We start from the raw sequence: 23271 nt of genomic DNA on the forward strand, positions 1-23271 counted from the left end.
TTTGGAAAGAGAAACAATAATGTACACGCTTGTTAAGACACGAAATTAGAATTTTTTAGATAAATCTCCTTTCGCGTTATGATTAGGCAGCCAATGTTGTATTTTCATAGAATACAGCTGCCGGTGTTCTGTAATCGAATCGTTGGTGACCGCGTTCACCGTTGCTTTGATGAATATGGACAACAACCCGGCTTTATTTTCTTTGGCTATGTCCTTGGTCAACAGCCTGGATCTGGCCGAGATTGGGGCCTTGATGATGCCCTCTATCTGGCCAAGAAACAGGGACGCAATCGGGTCGAGTATCTGTAGCGGCTTTTCTGCACGGACCGCCAGATCGTGTCGAAATTGTGTCGTGCAAAATGGCTCACAAAGCTCAGGGCAGTTTCATTTTTGGCACGAGCAACGTTCAGAAAGGAGCAGCGATGATTTTAAACACCGGCAATCGCACCGATATCCCGGCATACTACAGTGAATGGTTTTACAATCGCATCCGGGCGGGTTTTGTGCTGGTCCGTAATCCCTACTATCCCCAGCAGGTCATCCGGTATCGTCTGAGTCCAGAACTGGTGGATTGTTTGGCATTTTGCACCAAAAACCCGGCCCCGATGTTTGATCGCCTGTCTGAAATCAGCGCCTTCAAACAGTTCTGGTTTGTGACCATCACTCCTTATGGCCGAGACATTGAACCCCATGTGCCGGATCAGGAGCAAGTCATGGAGGCCTTCAAGCGGCTGTCGGATGCGGTGGGTATAAAGTCGGTGGGGTGGCGCTATGACCCGATTTTTATTTCGGAACGCTACTCGCTGGATTTTCATCTGGACAGTTTTGAGCGGATGGCAGCAAACCTCAACGGCTATACCGATCACTGTGTGATCAGCTTTATCGATCTGTACAGAAAAACCAAGCGGAATTTTGAAGGAGTTCGGGAAGTGTCCGCAGAAGACCGGGAAGTCATCGGCAGGGAATTTTCAAAAATTGCCCGAAGTCAGGGGATGCAGATCCGCACCTGTTTCGAAGGGACGGATCTGGAAAAATTCGGAGTGGACTGTTCCGGCTGCATGACCCCAGGGGTTCTGGAGCGGGCCATTGGATCCAGCCTGAAGGTGCCGAAGAACCGCCATACCAGCCGGGAAGGCTGTAACTGTCTGCTGGGCAGCGATATCGGGGCCTACAATACCTGCGGCCACGGCTGCCGCTACTGCTATGCCAATCACGATATGCAGACCGTCAAACACAACATGGCCAACCACGACCCCGACTCCCCATTTCTGATCGGCCACGCTATGGCCGGCGATATCATCAAGAAAGCCCGGCAGGAGTCCTATTTGGATGGCCAGCTGTCGCTATTTGACAAAAATTGGTGTGTAGCAGATCCTATCGGAAACTGAGATGAAAAGCCAAGTATTTCTCAGAAAACGATAATAATTTATATCAGCCATTGTGAAACAGCCGAAAATCATTCAGGGCATTGCATTTGACTTCCCTCTTTTTTTCAGAACTTCTGCATAATCTACAGATCCATATTATAATCGTATTTTGACATGGCGGATCATATCATTGAGGCGCTGAATAATTCACAGAAAAGTTGGTATATAGACAATAAATATATGAATGAGGTGAATGATATGAATCGTTTAACAAAGGCATGGATCAGTTTGATTCTATTAGCGAGTACGTTGGTCATTAACGGATTGGGAGCATTCGGATTTTTCAATGGACTGTCGCAGAAAGCTGTTTCAGATCGGTATATGACATTAATTACGCCGGCTCCCTTTACTTTCAGCATCTGGGGTGTCATCTATGCCCTATTGATCAGCGCCCTGGTTGTGATGATCGTTAAAAACAAGGATGATTATTATGGCAGTGCGATTGACCGCAGTGCTTATCTTTTCTGGTTATCCTGCGGCTTCAATATGCTGTGGATTATCAGCTTTTCCTATACCTGGATCGGTTTATCGGTCGTTTTGATTTTTGGCTTTGCCATCACATTGAGCTTGATTGTCAAACAAATCGGAAAAATTCAGACCGGAAAGCGCTGGCTGCTACCGGCGGCTTTTGGGATGTATGCAGGATGGCTTCTGATCGCAACGGTTGTCAACACAGCGGCATGGTTGGTCATGATTGAATGGGGAGGATTTGGCATCATGCCGGAATATTGGGGGATTATCGTGGCGGCTATGGCCGTAGTGTTGGCGGCGGTCATCACGTTAAGCATCAAGAATGTTATCTTTCCGCTGCCCATTGCCTGGGGATATTTTGGAATCTATCAGTATCTAATGGCACCGGAAGGCTTTCAGGGACAATTTCAATATTTACCCATTGCAACTTTAGTGGGCATCGTTTTTTTAATCGGAATCGCAGGTTTTCAGTTTATTAAAAATCAATATCGACTGATGCCGGATATTTCGAGAAAATAAATTTAAATGTTTTTGAGGGACCGCCTCCTATTTTTTAATATTGGCTTACGACACCAGTATTATCTTAATCATAGGAGGCTTTTTTATGATATACGTTACACTTCCGTTTACTCTAGTCTCCCCAGCACCGCTGGGGGATTAATATTTTCATCGCCCTACAGGAGTTACCGCTACCAGCCGCTTATAGGGGCTATTCAGGACCATCGGCTGAGCCAGTGGTCCTGATTTTAAGTTGTGCGTAGTTCCAATCTCAATATCGGCCGGCATTAAGTTAAGCGTTCCTCCGGCGTTGGGAGGGCGAATATGTCTGTCGATTTAGAGTGTTAAAAAATAAGTGCGAATAAATTTTAAAATATTATGTTGACAGAGTCAGGTAAATATCATTAAATGAACACAGTTCATTTAAAAATGAGGAGGTATTTTTTATGTTGATTTATGCAATAATAACAATTACATTAGCGCTAGTATTTTATACAATAGGGGTTTGGAGTGAAAAAATTCAAGGCCGGCTTAAAAAATGGCATTTAGTCATGTTTTATATAGGGTTGGCATTTGATACGACCGGAACAACAATTATGAATAAAATTGCTGCCAGCGGATTTGTGCTTAATTTCCATGGTATTACCGGGCTGCTGGCAATTGTTTTAATGCTTTTCCATGCACTCTGGGCAACCGTGGTACTAGTAAAGAATGATGAAAAAGCCAAGGCAAACTTCCACAAATTAAGTATTATTGTTTGGATTATCTGGCTGATCCCATTTGTTTCGGGTGCTATATTTGGTATGACAAGATAATATTTTATTGTGAAATCTTGCTGAACCGGTTTCAGCCCGTCGGGCTGGATATAAACATTGCAACGTTTGAAAGGGCCGGGCGTATTATGGTGGAGCCAAACCCTTTCAAACGTTGGTGATGTTTTTTGTGTGTAAAGAAAAATGGAGGAAGTGTATGCTGGAGATTAGCAATCTATCAAAAACCTATCAGAGAGGAAATAAAGAAGCCTTAAAAAATATCAGTTTAAAGATTGAAGAGGGAGAATTTACAGCGCTCCTGGGACAAAATGGTGCAGGTAAAAGTACGTTGATTAATATCCTGGCGGGTAATGTCAAAAAAACACAGGGAATCGTGAAAATTGGCCAATATAGTATTGATAAGAATGAACTTGAAACTAAAAAAATAATCGGGATTGTTCCTCAGGATACCGGGTATGATTTTGTATTTACCGTTGACGAGGCCTTGAAAAATCAATCGGGATATTTCGGAATAAAAAATAATGATGACTATATTGATGAACTGCTGGAGGCTCTTTATTTAAAGGACAAAAGAAATGCCCGGTTAAGGGATCTTTCAGGCGGGATGCGAAGACGATTTTTAATTGCCAAGGCACTGGTTCATCAGCCTAAAATTCTGATTTTGGATGAGCCCACTGCCGGAGTCGATATTGAGATGCGGCACACCTTGTATGAGTTTCTGATCAAGCTGCATCAGTCAGGAACAACCATCATCCTGACAACCCATTATCTGGAAGAAGCGGAAATACTCTGCAATCGGATTGTGATTATCGATGATGGAAAGATTGTTGCGGATGAACCCAAGGAACAGCTGATGGATTCATTTTCGGATGAAGTTAGGATTGAATTGCATTTTGATCACGAATTGAATCTGGCTGACTTGGAATTTTTAAAAGGTTATGATCCCCAAATAGAGGAAAAAACAAGTTTGAAACTAAAAGTTCAAAAAAAAGATTTATCAAAAGTTTTCCGAATGATAACTGATAAAAAGTTGGAGTTTACCAATATTTTTGTGGAAAAACCAAAACTTGAAGAAATCTATTTAAAACTGATCAGTCATTAGGAGATGAACATGAAGAAACGTATTATATTTTATAACAGAACCGGCTTTACAACGCTTTTGAATCGGGAAATTCATCGTTTTATGAAGGTGCCGGTACAGACCGTTTTAGCCCCGCTGATTTCGAACATGCTGTATTTGGCGATTTTCGGGGGAATGCTTCAGACCCGACAGGTTGGGATCGATGGGGTTAATTATCTGCATTTCCTAGTGCCTGGTTTAGCTTCAATGGGGGCTATTTTTGCCGCCTTTCAGAACCCGGCATTCTCAATCATATCCCAAAAATTTCAAAACACCATTCAGGATTTAAACAGTTACCCTATTTCCAACGCCGAAAAAATTCTTGCATTTGTCTTTGGCGGGGTCTTTAGAGGGGTTTTAGTCGGATTGCTGACCTATGCGGCAACAATATTTTTTGTCGGGTATGAAATCGAATATCCTGTTTTTTTTGTTTTATCCCTGACCGCAACATCGTTTGTTTTTGCCTCGCTTGGTTTAATCTGCGGATTGATTTTTGATAATTTTGAAAAAATGAATTTTGTTTTGGCAATTGTCATTACCCCTCTGGCCTATTTAGGTGGGGTGTTTTTTGAAATTTCCAAATTGCCTGGTTTGCTGGCGGCAATCAAATATATCAACCCAATTTATCCCTTGGTAAATGTCGCTCGGTTTGCTTTCATCGGAGTGTATGAAGGAAACATTCAGGTTCAAATCATCATCACCGTGGTTTTAATTCTTGGCTCTTTTCTGAGTGCCTCTTATATCTTTAAGAAGGGGATTGGAATAAAAACCGTATAATTATCCGTGGATTTGTGACTCTGGCTTGGTCTGTTTTATTTTTATGGGGACATGGCTATGAAAATAGCCATGTCCCCATAAGTCATGATCCTTCTAGATATTGATGAGAAACGGTGTGGTGGTCGGTCCCGGTGCTGGTTGCCCTTTGGTCAACACCAGGATGCGGATGCCTTCCAGGCGATAACCGAACCCTTCGGTCCCGGCGCTTTCACCGTTCTTCGCCCAGTCCAGCCAGCCGAAGTTCTGGGCATGAACCTGGTAGTAGACATCATAAAGCTCAGCATCCTCCCCGTAAAGAGAGAGCTCAATGGCTTCTAGCCGCAAACTCTCGCCGCTGGTTCCGCTGACTTGGCCAGCGTGTTTCCAGTCCTGCCAGCCGATATTTTCAATCTGAGTGCGATAGGCAACGTCGAAAATCATGGCGTTGTCATTGGCGACGATTTGAATGGCTTCCAGTCGCAGTCCCAAACCCGTGGTTCCGCTGAGATCGCCTTTAGTTTTCCAATCCTGCCAGCCGATATTCTGAATATGGGTACGATAGGTGCAGGCCACATCGGCAGACACAAAGGGACGGGCGGTGAGGCCCGGTGCTGCGGAATCAGCCGGAACAATCACAATCTGAATAGCTTCAAGCCGGAGAGAAAGCCCCTCGGTTCCTGCACTGGCTCCATTTCTCGCCCAGTCCAACCAGCCATAGTCCTGAGCATGGACTCGATAGTAAACATCATAATTTCCGGCATCCACGCCGGTGAGCCGGATGCGGATGCCCTCGAGTCTTAGGGATTGACCCGTAGTTCCGCTGGTAGCTCCATTGGTCACCCAATCCTGCCAGCCAATGTCCTGAATATGCGTCTGATACTGAATGCTCGCGTTGACTTCGCTGTTGTCGATTAAAATCCGAATCCCTTCCAGTCGCAGAGATTGACCGAAGGTTCCGCTGATGGCACCATTTTTGCAGCTTGACATCCAGCCCATATTCTGGACGTGGGTTGTGTAGTAGCAGTCCACATTGGATGCGGTCATTGCCGCAAATGTTATGCCTTTTGACGATGCATAGGTCTGGGCGGTGGATCCGGTGACGCCGTGGATAGTGAGCAGGGTACATCCGCCAAAAACAGCATCAGCTATTGATGTCACACTGGCCGGAATATTGATACTCAACAGGGCGGTGCATCCGTTAAAAGCGGCATAGCCGATGCTGGTTACGCTGGCAGGGATGATCAGTGTTTTCAGCGCATGTCCGCCCCAGAAAGAGCCATTGCCGATACTGGTGATGCCGTTTCCCAGAAATACCGATTCCAGATTGGGACAATTGTAAAAGGAACGAAGACCAAGACTGATTACAGTATCCGGAATGGTCACATCAGTAAGTCCGGTGCAGCCGTTGAATGCATCCATCCCGATTTCTTTCACCACTTTGCCGTTGAGCGCTTCCGGGATATCCACATGTCCGCCGGATCCGGTATAGGAATCGATTCGTGCGCCACCAACAATATCCGTATAGATGTAGTCTCCGCTGACGCTGTTGGCCGTGACGGTTTCCTCACCTTGTTGCTGCAACAAAATCTCGCCGACTGCCTCCGTGGTAAGCGATGAGTTGACATCCGGACTTTGGAGTTCGGCAGCTGAATTTTCGACCGTTGCCGGAGCATCGGACCCTTCTTCCGCATTGGCGGCCATGGGAGCAAGGGTTGTCAACATCATGACCGTGATCAAAAGGCTGAACAATTTTTTTCCGCTTCGTTTCATGGTAAAACCTCCTTTATCATTCTAATCAAGGGATCGAACTGCTGAAGATCTACTGTCCTTATATCATCACTTTACCCGATAATGAACGAATTAAACGGTTCTTCTGGACCGGTTTTTACATCCGGTTCAATCCTTTGGATCTTTATTTTTCCACGATTTTATGTTATGATACTAAAGCAATTGAAAGCAGATCAATATCCTCAAAGTTTCATTATCAGGTAAATATAAAGCTCGCGGCAGTTTTGCAAACGCCTGAAATTTTATTGTTGTAAGGAGAAAAACTTTGAAAAAGAAAGCCCTTGTCCTCTGCCTCATCGTTCTGTCATTATTTAGTGTCACTGCCTGCAGTTCAAACTCGGATGCCTCATCAAATCCGTTAAATCTTGAAAAAGCGAACCGTTATGAACTGCTGATCGGACTCAATGACGCCACTACCGGAAAACAGATTTTGGAAACAGAAACAGCAAAAGAAGCGATCAAAAAAACAATTCTTGAATCCGTCAGCGGGGTCACCATTACCATTTCAAACGGCAGCTATTATGTGGGAGCTCTGATTGTAGATGAAAACACCATCAACTGCATAATCTATGGCGCTGATGACGAAGCCATCAATAAAATTGTTCAGGAAATTAACAGCCAGCTCAATCTGACGGTTCTTGTTGCAAAAAGTACAAGCGAATATCGATTGATTAAACCATAAAAAAAAACGGCTGACCAAACAGATACTGTTTCCCAGCTGCTTTTTTTGTATTCATTAGGAGCGCTTTTTAGGTGAAAGATATTCATTATTGCCCCAAACCGGCGATTACCCCTTCTTTTTTTGGCACTCTTGACAATAATAGGTACCTCTGCCACGAACCATTTCTTTCGTTATTGCCCCATGGCATACCGGACAAACTTTTTGCATATGGACTTGTAACTGGACCTGAAACAAGCCGGTAATGCCATTGGCGTCAAAAGAATGAATCGTTGTTCCGCCCTGGGCAATGGCCTGCTCCAGAATTTCTTTTGATACGGTGATTAATTCGGCTACTCGCTTTTTACTGACCCGTTTCCCTGGTGTGGCGGGATGCATTTTTATTCGAAAACAGATTTCATTGGCGTAGATATTGCCAATTCCAGTCATAATGCTTTGATCGAGTAATAATGTTTTAATCGGCAGACTGCTCTTATGTATTTTTGAGTAGATCGCTTTAGAATCGGCATCCCATGGTTCGGGACCAAGTTTGGAAAGTGGTAAATCCTGATGATAGGTTTCTTTGTTCACCAGTTCTAAACGACCAAATTTACGAATGTCCTGATAGCGTAATTCAGTGCCATCACTAAATGCAAAGGTAAGATGTTCATGCTTGTTAAGGGGCTTTGAAGCGGCTACAATATTATATTTGCCTTCCATCCGCAAATGAGAAATAAACGCTTGGCTATCTAAAATAAAGATTAAATACTTTCCCACCCGGTCGATATCCCGAATAGTTTGGCCTGTTAACGATGCTACAAAATTATTTGTATCGCCGGTGATGATCTTATCGTAATGAACACGGATGTCCTGAATTTCTTTTCCAATAATAAAGTTCTTTAACGTTCGACGAACGGTTTCGACTTCTGGTAGTTCTGGCATAACTTTTCACCTGCTTTAATGGATACTAATTTTTCATTAGTCTTTTCCATGAATATCTGAAGTATCGGTATCTATAAATATATAATTCGCAATCATTAATTTATAAAATTTTCGACATTTATTGAGAAAATACTATTTAAGACTGTTTCTTGCGGTATCCACCTCGAGTATACACCAACTGAAACCATTGCTGCAAATGAAAAAGATACATCACATTAAGTGACGGTTTGAAAGCTGTGAAAAACTACAAACAAAATAGTGCCTTGTCTTTTGCGAGTGCATTTTGGTTATTGGAGAAACAGAAAATTGAAATATTGATTGACAATGATATCTCGACATAGTAATATTCAAAAAGAAATTTAAATGGAGACAACGATGGTTAATTTAAAAGAATTAAAAGAAAATGTAAAATATTTCCTGAATAGCAAATGGGTTATGATTCCATTGCTGCTGGTTACAATCATGAGTTACGGATTCACATTAACGCATCCAAGTATGAGTGTCGATGACACGGCGATGGATTATTATTATCGGCAAAACGAGTTGCTGAGACAGGGGCGTTTTTTTCAGGTGTTTATCGATAAAATATTGGGAATTTACAACTTCAGGCCGTTTGTGCTGGACTTTCTTGCGATACTGTGCCTGGTTGCGGCAGCGGTATTGTGGTGTTCGTTATTCAAAAAGGTTTCCGGCGATAAATTAAAATTAATTGTATATATTTTCTTTGCGTGTTTTTTTGTTTCATATCCGCTGATTACCGAAATATTTATTTATATGGGCTCTGATTTTGAAATCGGCCTTGGACATGCGATGATCCCCTTTATATTATTTGTTTTATTAAGCGACACCAAAAAGCTGAACAAGCCGGGACTATATATTTTGGCTTCCTTTTTAATAGCTTTGACGTTATCGCTTTATGAATCATTTGCAGTTGTCTATTTGTTTGGAATCTTTGCCATATTGATATTGCGGTTTTTATACAGTGACGATAGCAGAAAATTTAAAGATGTATTTTCACGGGGCGTATACTTTGTGATCCCGTTAATCATCGGCATCATTTTCCGCTTTCTTATCGATATGAGTTTAAGGATCATCCTTCAGCTGGGCACAAGCATTAATGCATCTAAGGAAATTCATTGGGATCAGGGCTTTATGGAAAACCTGCCAAAGCTGTTTAGGGGCGTGACCCTGAGCTTTTTTTACAATGCGCTCGTCTATCTGCCAATCACCATTTTGCTGATCACAATCGGAGCAACACTTATTTTGATGTTCTGGCAGGGATTCAAATACCGGTCATTAACAATTGCGGCTTTATATTTGGGCAGCATCGTGAGTTTGTTTTCTTTAACGATTTTCCAGGGAATTGAAACCCCATACCGGGCATGTTCGGTTTTTAGTGTTTTTACAGCCTTTGTTTTTATGCTTTTGTTGCAGTTTGTAGAAGAAGGCAAGTTCAGAATCGAAATAAAAAGAGCATTTGTTGTAGTTCTTTGCATCGTACTAATTTGGCAGTTAAATGATATCAACAAATGGTTTTATGTTGATTATATGCGGTATGAGGAAGAGGTCAATGTGGTCAACCAGGTTGCCGCGGAAATACGTTCAAATTACGATTTGAACAAACCGGTGGTTTTCTTGGGTGATTATAAGTTATCGGATAATATCAACCAGTATACCTCAGCAGAAAAAACCAGTCTGGCTGGAAAACTCTATATGAACCTGACCGGGATTGTACCGGACGGCAAATATGCATACAAATATGTTCAATCCAATGGCGATAGTTTTTTAGACTGGGCGGTCGGCTGGAATTTTGAAAACAATGTTTCTGAAGCGCACAAGTTTTTTAAAGATTTGGGGTACGACTTCAAGGCTGATAATTACACGATGCGGGAAGAAGCATTACCACTGGCAAAAGATAAGCCGCAGTGGCCGAAAAATGGCTCTATTTTTGAAACGGATGAATTTATTGTGGTGAATTTTGGGATTACGGAAAAATTTGAAAATCAAGTCAAATTAAATTAAAATAAAATTGTCTGCTTATGCAAGGACTGACATGGTTACAATAAATAGCACTTTGAATAAAACACCCTTGAGTAAAATGATACTCAAGGGTGTTTTTACTTGCAACTTTCTGCAAAATGCACTTGTAAAAAAATATCTTAAGGACTAAGCTTATAGTAAGAGGAGTGAAAATGCTTAGAAAAAGATTGTTAAGCATGATCATGGCGGGATCTATGACAGCAGATTAAGCAACCGGCTGCCGGTTAAATTTAGTAGCGTCGTCCGGTGAGGCATCAATTGCCGAAACGATTGTCGAAAACATCGGTTAAGGTATTAAAAAAAATGCTTGACCGCAACACATCGTGCTGTGCACGTAGAATTGGAGAACGACATGAACACGAATCAATATGAAAAAAAGTTGGAACAACTAGGGGCATTTGAAATTGCATCAAAGATGTTGAAGGTAGCAAAAAACAATGAAAACCATAATAGTTTTCTGAATGCCGGACGTGGAAATCCGAATTGGATTAATACCCAGGCACGGCTGGCTTTTACTCGGTTTATGGCTTTTGGTGTGAAGGAGTCTGAACGCACCATGCTTGAAGGCAATCTGGCGGGATACACAACACTGGATGGAATAAGTGGCAGATTGAATGATTTTTTGGATCTCAGCCAGAAGGAAGACGCGTTCATTCAAACCTTCATTGATTATGGTGTCGATGTACTGGACATTGATCGGGATGCCTTGGTGAAAGAGTTCACGGATGCCATCATCGGAAACAACTATCCTGTACCCTCCCGTTGTTTGGTCAACATAGAAAAGATTATCAATGTATATCTGCAAGACACCCTTTATAATGGTGTTTCTTTAGCGGATTCCACTCAGGTCTTTCCGACAGAAGGGGGAACGGCTGCCATTTGTTATATCTTTAATTCCCTTAAGAAGAATGGCTTGATTCAAGAGGGCGACCGAATTGCTATAAACATGCCCATTTTCACCCCTTATTTACAGATTCCCAAATTGACGAATTATAAAATGGTTGAGGTGGATCTGGAAGCGCGTGAAGACAATGATTGGGAGATTCCCTTGGGTGCACTGGATATTCTGGAGGACGAGAGCATCAAAGCATTTTTTTTGGTGAACCCTTCCAACCCGGCATCACGGGCATTGGATAGCAAACTTTTAAAACGGATTAAAGAAATATGCGAAAAACGTCGTGATTTGATTATCATCACGGATGATGTCTACGGGACCTTCGTAGATGGCTTTCAAACTGTTTATGCGGTTGCACCATATAATACCTTGCTGGTGTATTCATACTCAAAACTTTATGGGGCTACGGGCTGGCGCACTGGCTGCATCGCCATGAACAAGCAGAATGTCTTTGATGATTTGATTGCCCGTCTGCCTGAAGAAAAATTGAAGGTTCTGGATAAGGATTATAGCATTGTGACCATGGAGCCACGGTCATTTCCTTTTATTGAGCGACTGACCGCGGATAGCCGTTCCATCGGCCTTTATCATACCTCGGGATTGTCGACACCGCAACAGGCGATGATGGCATTATTCTCCCTGACTCATCTGGTCTGCCATGATGGTGATAATTATATCGAATCTACCAAGGAAATTGTGGCTAAGCGGTATCATAACCTTTTTGAAGGCTTGGGCATTAAAGAGGATAACACCCGTGAAAATGCGAAGTACTATGCGCTTATTGATATTTATAATTTAGCAGAGCGTTTGTATGGTGAGAATTTGGCTACCTATATTCGAAAAAACTTTGAAGAGATCGATTTCTTGTTGAACCTTGCCAAGGAAGAAGGGCTGGTCATTATGGAAGGGGTGGGTTTTGCGGCTACTCCAGGAACATTGCGAGTGTCACAAGCGAACCTAGCAGACGATGCTTACCCCAAGATTGCCAAGCGCATTATAGAATTACTAAAAGAATATGATGATAAAATGAAGACATCATTGGAAGAAGGTCATTGATTGTGCTAAAGGCATTGAGTGAATTTTTAATTAATAATGTCGTATTTTCTATTTTCATATGTCTAGCCTTGGGTTATGCCATCGGAAAATTAAGGGTAAAGTCCTTTAGCTTGGGTGCAACGGTGGGAACGTTGGTTATTGGATTGATTGTTGGCCAAGCAGGAATCTTTGATATCTCCCCAGTTATCAAAGATATTTTCTTCAATCTTTTCATTTTCACCATCGGCTATGAGGTTGGACCAGCTTTTTTTTCCAGCTTGAAAAAGTCGGGGATCAAGCTTATTATTCATTCTGTCTTTTTTTCAGCCTGTTCATTTACAATTGCCCTGATTCTGTTTAAGACCTTTGGCGTGAGCCCGGGCGAAGGTGCGGGGATCGTAGCGGGAGCACTTACCCACTCGGCGATTATCGGAACATCTTCTTCCGCAATCCTGAACCTTCCAGGTCTAAGCCAAGCTGATAAGAATGCGATGGAGGCACAGGTTGCTGTGGCTTATGCCTTAACCTATGTTTTTGGGACGATCGGTGTCGTTATTTTCCTTAAAAATATCGCACCGAAACTTCTGGGTGTGGATCTGAAGGAAGCAACCAAGAAAAAAGTTGAAAGCATCAACTATAAACTTGATTCGTCGGAAAAGACGATTATCAATACCATAAAAATGCGAGCCTTTAATATTGGCGAAGGATCTGTCTATATTGGAAAAACAGTTTCGGGTATTGAAAAACAGTACGATTATCGCTTGACCTTTGAAAAGATATTTCGGGAGGGCCTAGAAGTGGAGGTATCACAGGACTTCCAATTTAGGGAAGGAGATGTCATCACCCTCATTGGTGATTTACTGAGTATGGTTGAGTTTGAAGAAGCCCACCTTCAGGAAACGGCGGAAAAGAAATATCTCAATATTATTTTACAACGGCAGGATATTGTTCTCACAAAGGTCTTTCAGCAATCGCATATTGATGATTGTAGTGCCAATAATATTATAATCGTATCTGCTTTGAGGGCTGGACATCCATTAGAGGATATCCACAATATGAGAAAAGGTGATACTATCCGTCTTGTGGGGCCGATGAATGCACTGAACAAAGTCGTTAAGGAATTTGGTTATGCCCGAAATACCGGTATTGATACTGATGTGAGTTTCATGTCTACTGGCATCATTATTGGTTTACTGGTGGGAATGCTTACGTTGATTGTTTACAATATCCCCATTACCCTGGGAGCCGGAGGCGGCGTGTTATTCCTGGGCCTGTTCTTTGGATGGTATCAGTCACGTCATCCCAATTTTGGTCAAATTCCGGCATCTGCACGTTGGTTTTTAAAGAGTGCGGGTTTGAATACTTTCATTGCAGTTGTTGGGATTACCGCAGGGGCGAGCTTTGTTGCGGCAATACAATCCATGGGTTTTACTGTGCTGATCATTGGGGCAGTGATCTCGATCGTACCTCATATTATTTCCCTTTATTTTGGAAAATACGTTCTTAAGCTGGATGCCATTGATATCATCGGCGGACAATGTGGGGGTGGAACCATCACGGCAGGCCTAAATGCAATGACTGATGAGACGGGTAGCAGTATTTTTGCCATAAGTTACACTCCGGAATATGCCGTCGGCAATATTTTACTGACTATCCTGGGACCGTTGATCATCGTACTATTGATGTAATTGTATCCCTACTTCGCGATATCCAAACAATCGAAACTGGCAGCCAATATAAATCCAACTTCGATACAGAGAATTTGATTATTTAAAGAAATGCCAACGATTTTACCCTTCATTTTCGTCAATAATGTTTTTACGATATAAAGTCCTAAACCGGTGCCACTGCTTTTTCTGGATTTATCCGCGGTATAAAAACGGTCAAACAAATGATCAATATCATCTTGTGATAGATTCGGCGCAGGATTACGGATTGACAGGATTGCGTAGGCATCTTCTTTTGTCAAAACAATGTCGGCTTTTTCATTGGCATAAAGTATTGTATTGTTAAGCAAGTTCTGCACAATCCGGGTACAGGCAACGTGATCGCCGGATATCCAAATTGGATAATCAGGAAGGTTTACCTGAAGACTAATTCCGTGCTTCTGAAACAGCTCGTATTGTCCCACTAAAACATCGGTTACCAATATATTTAGGTCGAATTTTTCTTCATTAAGCAGCGTTTCATTAACATCCAATACAGACAGTTCGTAAAGACTGTTTATCATAGCTTTTAACGCATGCGCTTTGTCATCCACAGTTTTTAGATAATCTTCACGCTTTTCCACTGGACATTCAGGATTCCGAGACAATTGCAAATAGCCTAGAATAGAGGTCAATGGAGTTCGCAAATCATGACTGAGATTTGCAATGGAATCTTTTAGTTGAAGATCATTGCGTCGCACTTCAATTCGGAGACTTTTTTGCAGCTTTAAATTGCGATTGATGGCGGCGGCAAGTTTGTTTAAATCGTTGTCAATCAATGAAACCGTAACTTTTTTCTCGGTACTGCCGCTTGTGCGATCATGCAGTTGTGTTGTGATCTTGCGAAGCTGCTGTTTGATGCGAAAAAGGCGGACGCCGAACATAACCGTTGTAATACATGTAGCAATTAATATCCAAATCATTCGATCACCGCCTTCTTTTATAACATCTTATTTTAATTCACATCTGCGGAATACGCAATAACCACCACCTAAAAATAGCGTTGTCCAGCCGACCGCCACAGCTATTGCTGCTAACCCTTCCCCTAAAGTCAGGTGGGGTCTCAGCACATGTCGGATCAAATAGGCCGGATGAAAAAGCAAGGCAAGACCAGGTGTATTCGTATAAGCAGTTCCAGGTACTAGATTGGCTGTCTGCAATAACCCTGCCATAAACCAGCAAATAATCAATAGAAAGAGTGCGGAAACGGCCATTGACTTTGCGGTATCCCGGAATAACATCACAAAAAAAATGCAAATTGAAATAAGTGAAAAATTCAGCAGCGAAAGCATTGCAATTGTTCGTATAAAATACGAGATAGACTGAGTGGAAGGCAATGGAAGGGAGAAGAAACAGCGTATGCAGCCAAGCAGCAGTGCCAATAGAATTGCCAAGTTTGGCACGATAAAGCCTACAATACACCGACTTGTATAAATAGCTGCCCGACTGTGCCCGGCGGAAATCTCGTGATCAATGACTCGGTTGGAAAACTGCTGACCAAAAAGCATCGCTGTAAATGCACCCGTAATAATCAAAAATGGTAAGATGCCATCCGCCGCTGTAGCCATAAAAATTCCCTGTATGTTATGCGGAATATCCGGCACCATGGGATCGTTTCTCAAGTAATCAGGACCAAACATAATGAGTCCAAAGGCACACGGAATAATCAAGGTTAGCCAAAAAATCAAATTGTGCCGCAGTTCATACCATTCATATTTTAATAAATTGCTCATTTCTCTTCTCCTCAACGCAGTTCCGCCCGGCAGAATACTAATGCAGATAGCATAAATAAAACAGCGCTCCAAACGCTTCCCAACAGCATCCCATAGACAGGGAGAACGGTGCCGTTTGTAACGAGAGCCATCATACCAATAGGCAGAAAGTGTGCATATTGAATGGCGTATTTACCATTCAGCAGCATAATCATAATAAAAAATAGAATTATTGGAATACCAATAGTTCGGCCAACGTCGCGAAAACAGACCGCCGCAAGCATAGATATCATACCAATGGCGCAGTTGAGTAACATTAATGCTGTAAACACAAAAAGTAGATAAAATTGCATTCCGGCAGTAAAAGGGATACCCCAGCCATTTTTTAACGTGCAGTAGATAATACCCAGCATCGGAAATATCAGAATAAGACCATTTAATGCTAACAAAAAAACAATGATCTTGGCCGAAAGTACCTCTATACGACTTCTTCCCGCCGTTATTTCATGATACAAGGTACAATCTTCAAAATCTCTGCCGACAAACAGTCCACCGTAAATACTTGCCATCATAATTGTTATAATTTCTTTTTGCATAATATTTTTTGAAAAAGAGTAACCCGACAGACTAAATTGCTGACCGCCGGATAAGATAATCAAATTGACAAGCACGATGATAGCCAGCAGTATCCAGTAAATTTTATCGCGGACGAGTTTATACCATTCAACATGTAAAAGTTTACCCATGTTTACTCGCCCTCAATTCGGTGCAGAAAATAATCTTCAAGGCTGTCTCCGGCGAGGCTGAGACCGGTTACCAAAAGTCCCGCTTGTGAAAGCACGCGTGCCACATCTTCCATGTTGTCCAGATTATCATACAATCGTACGACTCCATCCGGCATAACCTGAAAGTGCGCAGTATGTAAGGTGCTTTCCAATACAGTTGTTGTTTTAGTGGCATCATTTGTTTTTATGGCGATATGCCGTTTGCATTTTTCATCCAGTTCTTGTTGTGTTAATTCCTCTAGTACGTGGCCCTGATGCAATAGGATATATTGTGTTGCCGTTTGATACAGTTCACTGAGAACATGACTGGAAACAAGCAACGTGATTCCACGCTCCCGATTCAGCCGTTTCATCAGTTTCCTTATTTCAACAATACCGGATGGATCAAGGCCGTTAATCGGTTCGTCTAAAATTAAAAATTCCGGATCATTCAATAAAGCCATCGCAATGCCAAGTCGCTGACGCATTCCAAGGGAAAAATGGCGCACGGCTTTTTTTCCGGTATCTGTCAAGCCAACCAGCTTCAATGTTTCCTGGATACATTCCTTGTCAGGAATTCCGCGCTGAATGCGCTGAGCCTCCAAATTCTGTTGAGCCGTCATGTTTTTATAAAGCGCGGGCGTTTCCACCATACACCCAATACGGGCACGCTGTTTCTGCAATTCCTTTGCTCCGGATTTTCCAAACAGTGTCATTTTCCCGTCAGTTGGAAAGGAAAGACCGGTGATCAAGCGTATCATTGTGGTTTTTCCCGCACCGTTTTCACCAATAAAACCATAAATTTCACCGCGTCGCAGAGTTAGATTTACGCAATCAAGTGCCATGGTCCCCCGATACTTTTTTGTAAGGTTTTTTGCTTCAAATATAGATTCTTCCATTAATTTCATCTCCTTTGCTTTCTATTATAAAATGCAATTCGTAATTATTTCTAAGGAGAATCATAAGAGTTTCTAAAGAAATTGCCTGTTCCCATGGATCACGAAAACAGGCAATTTTATTTAGACTCGATCAGTTTGTATCCGATTCCCCAAACCGTTTCGATAAACTCCTGGTCGGGGCAGACAGATTTCAGTTTGCGTCTTAGATTACTAATATGGGTATTAATTGCGTTGTCATCATAGCTATATGGTTCATCCCACACACTTGTAAACAGGTTGGCTTTCGTGAATAGTTTCTGGGGATTTTCCATGAGCAATCTGAGAATTTTCATTTCCGTTCCAGTCAGAGAAATTGGCTTTCCAGATAGGTTACATACATTCGTTTCCGTATCAAAAACTAAAAGACCTACGGAAAGGCGTGAAGAGGTAAAACCTTGACTGCGTCGTAAATTGCTTTCGACTCTTGCCAACACCTCATTGTTGTCGAACGGTTTTGTAATGTAATCGTCCGCACCGGTTCGGAGCATATCAACCTTTACAGTCATTTCATCCTTGGCAGAGATGATAATAACCGGTACCTTGGAGAATCGACGAAGGTTTGCCAGCAATTCTTCACCCGGAATTTCAGGAAGCATTAAATCCAGCAGCACCATATCAAAGCTTCTGTTTTTCAGCGTTTGATAAGCGTGTTTGCCAGAATATTCAGATACACAATGATACTGATTTTCACTTAGAATATTACACAATAGACGATTGATTTCATTATCATCTTCGATCACTAAAATATTCGTCATGTTATTACCTCCCAGCTTTATTTAAATGATACAATTCTCTAACAAACGACAGTTTCTTTTGTTGAGTCAATTCATTATAATCCTGTTGCTCATTTTTTTCCAGTAGACGTTTGATGGTCACACTGACATGTTACTTTTCTTTCTGGAGACTTATGTGTGCGTATGGTCAGAATTTTTTTCAAAGGGTCAGTGAGTTTTGGGGGCAAACGTACTGTCCAAGTGTGAGATTAGATAATAAAAATCTGCAAAGTCAAATGTTTGTCGATTAGCCAACTGGAACGGTTAACTGGAATTAGTTTTGGCGTTTAATATTTTGACACGAAAGAATCGCCCCTTTTGTATAAAAATGTTTAGTTACTAAAATATAAACTTGACAAAATACTTTAGTAGCTATAAAATAATTACAAGGAGGTGCTTATGGAAAGACATATTGAAATATTTGAAAAGATAATTAAATTATTAAATAAAATTAATCAATCAAATAAAATTCCTAGAGATTATGGAACTGGGCATATATTACATCAATCTGAGATTCATACTATTGAAGCGATAAAGAATCATGCAAATGTTAATGCCAGTGAATTATCGAATATATTGGGGATAACAAATGGTGCTGTGACACAAATAACTAGTAAGCTTAAAAAGAAGGGACTTGTTGATCAATATAATACAGTGAGTAATAAAAAAGAGGTATACTATCGTTTGACAGATAAGGGGGAAATAGCTAATTTGGGTCATGATAAGCACCATAAAGAAGTTTATAAAAAATTAAACCAATATATTGACAGTCTTGAAGATGATAAAATTGAAATAATAAATACATTTCTTGATAAGTTAATAAATAATTGGCCCCATAATTAATGGGGCGTTTTAAAAGCTATATATTTTAGCTACTAAAAAATATTTAACGGAGGTTTTAGATGATGAATAAAAAATATAAAATTATTGATGTGCAATCTCATTTTCTCCCAGAGAAATGGATGGATGAGGTTTCTAAACGTAATGACTATCCTATGGCAGAAAAGATAACAGATGATAAGTGGATTATACATGGTTCTGAATATGATAAATTACCATATCATACTAAAAAGAGTGGCGTTGATATTAATGCCAAATTAAAAGAAATGGATGAAGTTGGTATCGATATGACTATATTGACATTAAGCCCTCCGGGTCCAGATAATATATCAGATGGAAAAGAGGCCGATCGATTAGCTAAAATTTCAAATGATGGGATTTCCGAAATTGTATCCTGCTATCCAGACCGTTTTCGTGGAATTGCAAATTTAGGTTATGGAAATATGGAAGATTCTATCAAAGAACTTAAACGATGTATTGATGAATTGAATTTTGTAGGTCTACAAGTTTACCCTTATGCAAAAGGCGGTGTGGGGATAGATGACGTTTCTTTTAGACCTGTTTTTAAAATACTTGAAGAAAATGATATACCACTTATACTTCATCCTGGTTCACCAATTAACAAAGATTATAAGGCCTATATGATGGGTCCTTTAATGGGATATTGGTTTGATGATGCAATGACAATGATGAAATTAATCCTAAGTGGATTATTTGAAGAATTACCAAATTTAAAAGTAGTATGTCCTCACGCATGGTCATTACTTCCTTTTTTAATTGATAGAATAGATATTCAAGTAAGTAGATTTCCAGAGTTTTTTGTTGGTAATATAAAAAAAGCTCCTAGTGAGTATCTGAAAAATGTTTTTACTGACTGTAATAATTTTTCTACAGATACGCTTAAATTTGTTATTAATAAAATGGGCGGAGTTAATAAAATGATGTTTGGTAGCGACTCACCTTTTGTTGAAGCAAAATTCGTTGCCAATTTAATTTTAGAGTTAGGTTTGCCTGAAGAAGATATTGAAAAGATATTTTACAATAATGCAAAAGAATTGTTTAAAATAACGTAGAAGAAGGAGAAATTTGATATGATCAAAACCAATATTGACAAGTCTGCAAAACCAGAAGTTCCACTTATTATACTTGGGGTGTTAAAAGGTTATCTTGATGACGCTGATGATTTTATGAAAAAAACCATGGAATCAAGAAAAAAAATAGTGAAAAAAATATCACAAGAAAATCCACAGTTTTCGGCTGAATTTATAAATATTGTTTCAATGGTTGCAGCGCTTTATAGTGAATTGAAAAATGATATGGAGAGTGAAAAAGCATTATCCTTAGTTAAGGCATCATTTTTACCTGTAGGCCTTGCTATGCAAATGGGTAATTTTAGATATGTAGAGGATAAGCATACATTTGAGAATTTAATTAATTATCAGCAAAGGACTAATAAAGAAGGGCCTACTCAGTTAAATCGAATGGAGATTATAGAGCAAAACAATAAAAATTATGAATTTCATGTACATAACTGTATGTTTAAAGATGAATTTTCTAGGCTTGGTATGCCAGAGCTTACTACGGTGATGTGTGCAATTGACAATGTTGTTTTTAATGCGTATTTACCAGACAAGGTTCATTTCCATAGAAGTGGAATTGGTAATACAATAATAGAAGGAAGGCAACATTGTATTTTTATATGCACAAATATGGACTAGCTGTTTCAAACTAAAATTTTATCTCTTGGTTCTTAGTTAGAATGTGACCTTTTTCACACGGGATCTCAGCTAAATTTGCAAATCAAGTAAACCTAAATTAAAATAGAATTGTCGACTAATGCCGGGACAGGTATGTTGCAACAAGTAGTACTTTGAATTCAAAACACCCGTGAGTTAAATCATGGGTGTTTTGAAATTATGGAACACAAGGGAGTCGTTTCTCGTGGTGTGTAATTAGGAATCAGACTTGATGAAATCTGAAGTATTCTTCACATCAGCAAAGGTATTTTGTAAGGCAGCCATAAAAGCAGTGTGGACCACTTCAGCAGGGATCAGAGCATTTTCCCAAAGTAAATCTCTGGTGGTACAGGCGTCGCTCAATAATTCAATTTCAAAGCCCAGTCTTTTGGCCGAACGAACTGTTGTATCAACGCACAGATGACTCATCATTCCGCAAATCACCAACTTTTTTATATCCAATTCCCTCAGTAGTGGAAGCAAATCGGTATTGAAGAAACTATCCGGGGTGTGTTTGATAATGATTGGTTCACCAGGAAAGGGAGCTACTTGCGGATTGATTTTGACACCCTCAGTGGCGGCGATAAAAAAAGGTGCATCGTCCCTTAAATTCACATGTTGCACATGAAAGATGGGGAGATCTTTTTTCCTAAAATAGGTTAAAACATTTTTGGCATTTAGAGCAGTTTTGTCTGGATCGTTTAGCTCAAAACGCCCACCGCTAAAATAATCATTTTGGATATCAATTAATATGAGTGCTTTTTTCATTTCATAAACCTCCTGTTTTTTTAAAGTATAATTCAGATTGAACAGGAGGTAAATTACCCACTTTTTGGTGGGTATCAGTAAAACTAATCAGGTCAATTATTTCAGATAGCCGATATTCTTTTGATCTAAGATATCGGTCAGGTGGTGTTCAACCATATACTCAATTCCAATTTCCTGCATAATTTCAACCGCTTTGAGGATTCGCTTGCCTCGTTCGGTCAGATAATAATCAACATGAAGCGGATAACCCGGAGCGCTTTCTTTGTTGATAAGGCCAAAATGGCGAAGCTCATTTAATTGTTGCAAGAGCATCTTTTGACTGATGCCTTCGATACTTTTCTCCAGTTGAGAAAGAGAAACAGAACCGGATCTCATTTGAAAAATGATAATTGTCTTCCATTTGCCTTTGATAATGTCATGGACAATCTCAAGGGGGCAGGTGTAATCATTGCGGAGTTTCATTTAAAACTCCCTGTCATTTTGGAATAAAGGTTTTAGCTTATTGTACCATGTTAATTCCCAAGGTGTTTCTGTTACGCAAAATTTTAGAGATTTTTGGGAATGTGATAAACAAAAAGTCCCCATGTTTTCTGAAATCGATGAATTCATTGTTGCTAATTTTGAGATCTCGGATAAATTTGCAAAGCAAGTAAAACAAACTTAAAAGAAAATTGCCAGCTAATGCAAGAACAGACAGAATGTGACAAGTAGTACTTTGAATCAAAAAACATTTATGATAAAATTGGAAGGACAATAAATGGATCCCATTTCATCAGAACAGGAGTAAATTTAAATGGCAATAGAAAAAGTAAGAGATTATTTTAAACAATGGAATATTGAAACACGAATCCTGGAATTCCAGACCTCATCGGCAACGGTGGAACTGGCGGCGAAAGCTGTAGGTTGTGCCCCAGAACGAATAGCCAAAACCTTGTCCTTTAAACTGAAGGAAAAATGTGTGCTCGTAGTGGCGGCCGGTGATGCCAAAATCGACAATTCAAAATTTAAAGCTCATTTTAAAATGAAGGCAAAAATGCTTTCGCCAGAAGAGGTCGATCACCTTGTTGGACATGGTATTGGCGGCGTATGCCCCTTTGCAGTCAATAGCAATGTGGATATCTATCTGGATGATTCACTGAAACGATTTGATACGGTCTTTCCTGCCTGCGGAAGCAGTAATAGTGCCATTGAACTGACAATAGAGGAACTGGAAAAATATTCTAACAGTTCCGGCTGGTTTGATCTGTGTAAGGACTGGCAACCGGTCTCATGAGTATCCACTGGCCCTGCGGGCCGCAAAAATCCTGCATTCCCCGTTTTTTTGTGACTACCTTTTCTCGGACACTGAAGTTTTCTGGCGTTTGACCAGATCGACAATCCCCACTGTACTGGTAGCTCTGGCATAATTTTTCACTTGCTTTAATGGAGATTGGTTTTTTAGATTGTCTTTTCCACATCAATCAACAGTTCATTGAACACCGGTACAGTCATTGCAATTTTCTCTCGTTTCGAATTGTTCCAGCGGATATAATCAAAAATCTGATTAAATCCGCTGACATTTAGAGCACTTTTATCTGGATCGTTTAGCTCAAAACGCCCCCGCAAAAATTTCCTATTTTCATATTTAAGAA

The 23271-nt window shown here is 40.6% G+C and carries 23 protein-coding genes; 13 read left to right on the forward strand and 10 right to left on the reverse strand.

The genetic code is table 11. The features are described from left to right. Positions 1–422 precede the first annotated feature (422 nt). The 5 genes from FZC41_RS00310 (at position 423) to FZC41_RS00330 (ending at position 5066) form a co-directional block, all read left to right on the forward strand. Positions 423–1388, forward strand: coding sequence for a DUF1848 domain-containing protein (locus FZC41_RS00310; RefSeq protein WP_148565398.1), 966 nt, complete (start codon positions 423–425; stop codon positions 1386–1388). Between the two features lie 237 nt (positions 1389–1625). Further along, positions 1626–2417 (forward strand): TspO/MBR family protein, encoded by a 792-nt coding sequence (locus tag FZC41_RS00315; protein ID WP_148565399.1) that lies wholly within the window; start codon positions 1626–1628, stop codon positions 2415–2417. A 425-nt stretch (positions 2418–2842) separates the two neighbouring features. Then, positions 2843–3211 (forward strand): HsmA family protein, encoded by a 369-nt coding sequence (locus tag FZC41_RS00320; RefSeq protein ID WP_148565400.1) that lies wholly within the window; start codon positions 2843–2845, stop codon positions 3209–3211. Between the two features lie 154 nt (positions 3212–3365). Next, complete coding sequence (locus tag FZC41_RS00325) at positions 3366–4271, forward strand: ABC transporter ATP-binding protein (protein ID WP_148565401.1); 906 nt, start codon at positions 3366–3368, stop codon at positions 4269–4271. 9 nt (positions 4272–4280) lie between these two features. After that, entirely contained in the window at positions 4281–5066 is a 786-nt protein-coding gene (locus FZC41_RS00330; RefSeq protein ID WP_148565402.1) for an ABC transporter permease, read from the forward strand. 93 nt (positions 5067–5159) lie between these two features. On the opposite strand, the gene FZC41_RS00335 is transcribed toward FZC41_RS00330, so the two are convergent. Then, positions 5160–6815 carry a leucine-rich repeat protein gene (locus tag FZC41_RS00335; RefSeq protein ID WP_148565403.1) on the reverse strand — a complete coding sequence of 552 codons (1656 nt, stop codon included), beginning with the start codon at positions 6813–6815 and terminating at the stop codon, positions 5160–5162. Positions 6816–7098: 283 nt separating this feature from the next. On the opposite strand from FZC41_RS00335, the gene FZC41_RS00340 reads away from it, so the two are divergent. Continuing rightward, a complete protein-coding gene (locus FZC41_RS00340; RefSeq protein ID WP_148565404.1) occupies positions 7099–7515 on the forward strand; it encodes a hypothetical protein in 417 nt (138 codons plus the stop codon). A 105-nt stretch (positions 7516–7620) separates the two neighbouring features. Here the strand turns inward: FZC41_RS00340 and mutM are convergent, their stop codons facing one another. After that, positions 7621–8433: a DNA-formamidopyrimidine glycosylase gene (mutM, locus tag FZC41_RS00345; RefSeq protein ID WP_148565405.1), complete on the reverse strand. Its 813-nt coding sequence runs from the start codon at positions 8431–8433 to the stop codon at positions 7621–7623. Between the two features lie 375 nt (positions 8434–8808). Between mutM and FZC41_RS00350 the strand changes: the two genes are divergently transcribed. The 3 genes from FZC41_RS00350 to aspT all read left to right on the forward strand — a co-directional run bounded on the left by FZC41_RS00350 (position 8809) and on the right by aspT (position 14091). After that, a complete protein-coding gene (locus FZC41_RS00350; RefSeq protein WP_170253791.1) occupies positions 8809–10455 on the forward strand; it encodes a glucosyltransferase domain-containing protein in 1647 nt (548 codons plus the stop codon). A gap of 370 nt (positions 10456–10825) precedes the next feature. Further along, on the forward strand, positions 10826–12424 hold the full coding sequence (locus FZC41_RS00355) for a bifunctional aspartate transaminase/aspartate 4-decarboxylase (protein WP_148565407.1): 1599 nt from the start codon (positions 10826–10828) through the stop codon (positions 12422–12424). Between the two features lie 2 nt (positions 12425–12426). Further along, entirely contained in the window at positions 12427–14091 is a 1665-nt protein-coding gene (gene aspT / locus FZC41_RS00360; protein WP_148565705.1) for an aspartate-alanine antiporter, read from the forward strand. 8 nt (positions 14092–14099) lie between these two features. Here aspT and FZC41_RS00365 read toward each other — a convergent pair whose 3' ends face one another. The 5 genes from FZC41_RS00365 to FZC41_RS00385 all read right to left on the reverse strand — a co-directional run bounded on the left by FZC41_RS00365 (position 14100) and on the right by FZC41_RS00385 (position 18278). Continuing rightward, positions 14100–15032, reverse strand: a complete 933-nt coding sequence (locus FZC41_RS00365; protein WP_148565408.1) for a sensor histidine kinase — start codon at positions 15030–15032, stop codon at positions 14100–14102. 27 nt (positions 15033–15059) lie between these two features. Then, on the reverse strand, positions 15060–15842 hold the full coding sequence (locus FZC41_RS00370) for an ABC transporter permease subunit (protein WP_148565409.1): 783 nt from the start codon (positions 15840–15842) through the stop codon (positions 15060–15062). A gap of 11 nt (positions 15843–15853) precedes the next feature. Next, positions 15854–16567: an ABC transporter permease gene (locus FZC41_RS00375; protein WP_148565410.1), complete on the reverse strand. Its 714-nt coding sequence runs from the start codon at positions 16565–16567 to the stop codon at positions 15854–15856. A 2-nt stretch (positions 16568–16569) separates the two neighbouring features. After that, the gene (locus FZC41_RS00380) at positions 16570–17484 is read right to left on the reverse strand and encodes an ABC transporter ATP-binding protein (protein WP_148565411.1); all 915 of its coding nucleotides are present in this window, start codon (positions 17482–17484) and stop codon (positions 16570–16572) included. 116 nt (positions 17485–17600) lie between these two features. Further along, positions 17601–18278, reverse strand: a complete 678-nt coding sequence (locus FZC41_RS00385) for a response regulator transcription factor (protein ID WP_148565412.1) — start codon at positions 18276–18278, stop codon at positions 17601–17603. A gap of 417 nt (positions 18279–18695) precedes the next feature. Here FZC41_RS00385 and FZC41_RS00390 point away from each other — a divergent pair, with 417 nt between their 5' ends. The 3 genes from FZC41_RS00390 to FZC41_RS00400 are packed head-to-tail and all read left to right on the forward strand — an operon-like array spanning position 18696 to position 20854. After that, a complete protein-coding gene (locus FZC41_RS00390; RefSeq protein ID WP_148565413.1) occupies positions 18696–19139 on the forward strand; it encodes a MarR family winged helix-turn-helix transcriptional regulator in 444 nt (147 codons plus the stop codon). A gap of 59 nt (positions 19140–19198) precedes the next feature. Beyond that, positions 19199–20209: an amidohydrolase family protein gene (locus FZC41_RS00395; protein ID WP_148565414.1), complete on the forward strand. Its 1011-nt coding sequence runs from the start codon at positions 19199–19201 to the stop codon at positions 20207–20209. A gap of 18 nt (positions 20210–20227) precedes the next feature. Then, positions 20228–20854, forward strand: a complete 627-nt coding sequence (locus FZC41_RS00400; RefSeq protein WP_148565415.1) for an L-2-amino-thiazoline-4-carboxylic acid hydrolase — start codon at positions 20228–20230, stop codon at positions 20852–20854. A 234-nt stretch (positions 20855–21088) separates the two neighbouring features. On the opposite strand, the gene FZC41_RS00405 is transcribed toward FZC41_RS00400, so the two are convergent. Both FZC41_RS00405 and FZC41_RS00410 read right to left on the reverse strand, forming a co-directional pair. Further along, on the reverse strand, positions 21089–21640 hold the full coding sequence (locus FZC41_RS00405) for a cysteine hydrolase family protein (RefSeq protein ID WP_148565416.1): 552 nt from the start codon (positions 21638–21640) through the stop codon (positions 21089–21091). A 96-nt stretch (positions 21641–21736) separates the two neighbouring features. Then, entirely contained in the window at positions 21737–22102 is a 366-nt protein-coding gene (locus tag FZC41_RS00410) for a winged helix-turn-helix transcriptional regulator (RefSeq protein WP_148565417.1), read from the reverse strand. Between the two features lie 331 nt (positions 22103–22433). On the opposite strand from FZC41_RS00410, the gene FZC41_RS00415 reads away from it, so the two are divergent. Continuing rightward, entirely contained in the window at positions 22434–22913 is a 480-nt protein-coding gene (locus FZC41_RS00415; RefSeq protein ID WP_148565418.1) for a YbaK/EbsC family protein, read from the forward strand. 164 nt (positions 22914–23077) lie between these two features. Here the strand turns inward: FZC41_RS00415 and FZC41_RS00420 are convergent, their stop codons facing one another. Then, complete coding sequence (locus FZC41_RS00420) at positions 23078–23245, reverse strand: heme-binding protein (RefSeq protein ID WP_170253792.1); 168 nt, start codon at positions 23243–23245, stop codon at positions 23078–23080. Positions 23246–23271 lie beyond the last annotated feature (26 nt).

The organism is Acetobacterium paludosum (genome assembly GCF_008086595.1).
Lineage (GTDB): Bacteria > Bacillota > Clostridia > Eubacteriales > Eubacteriaceae > Acetobacterium > Acetobacterium paludosum.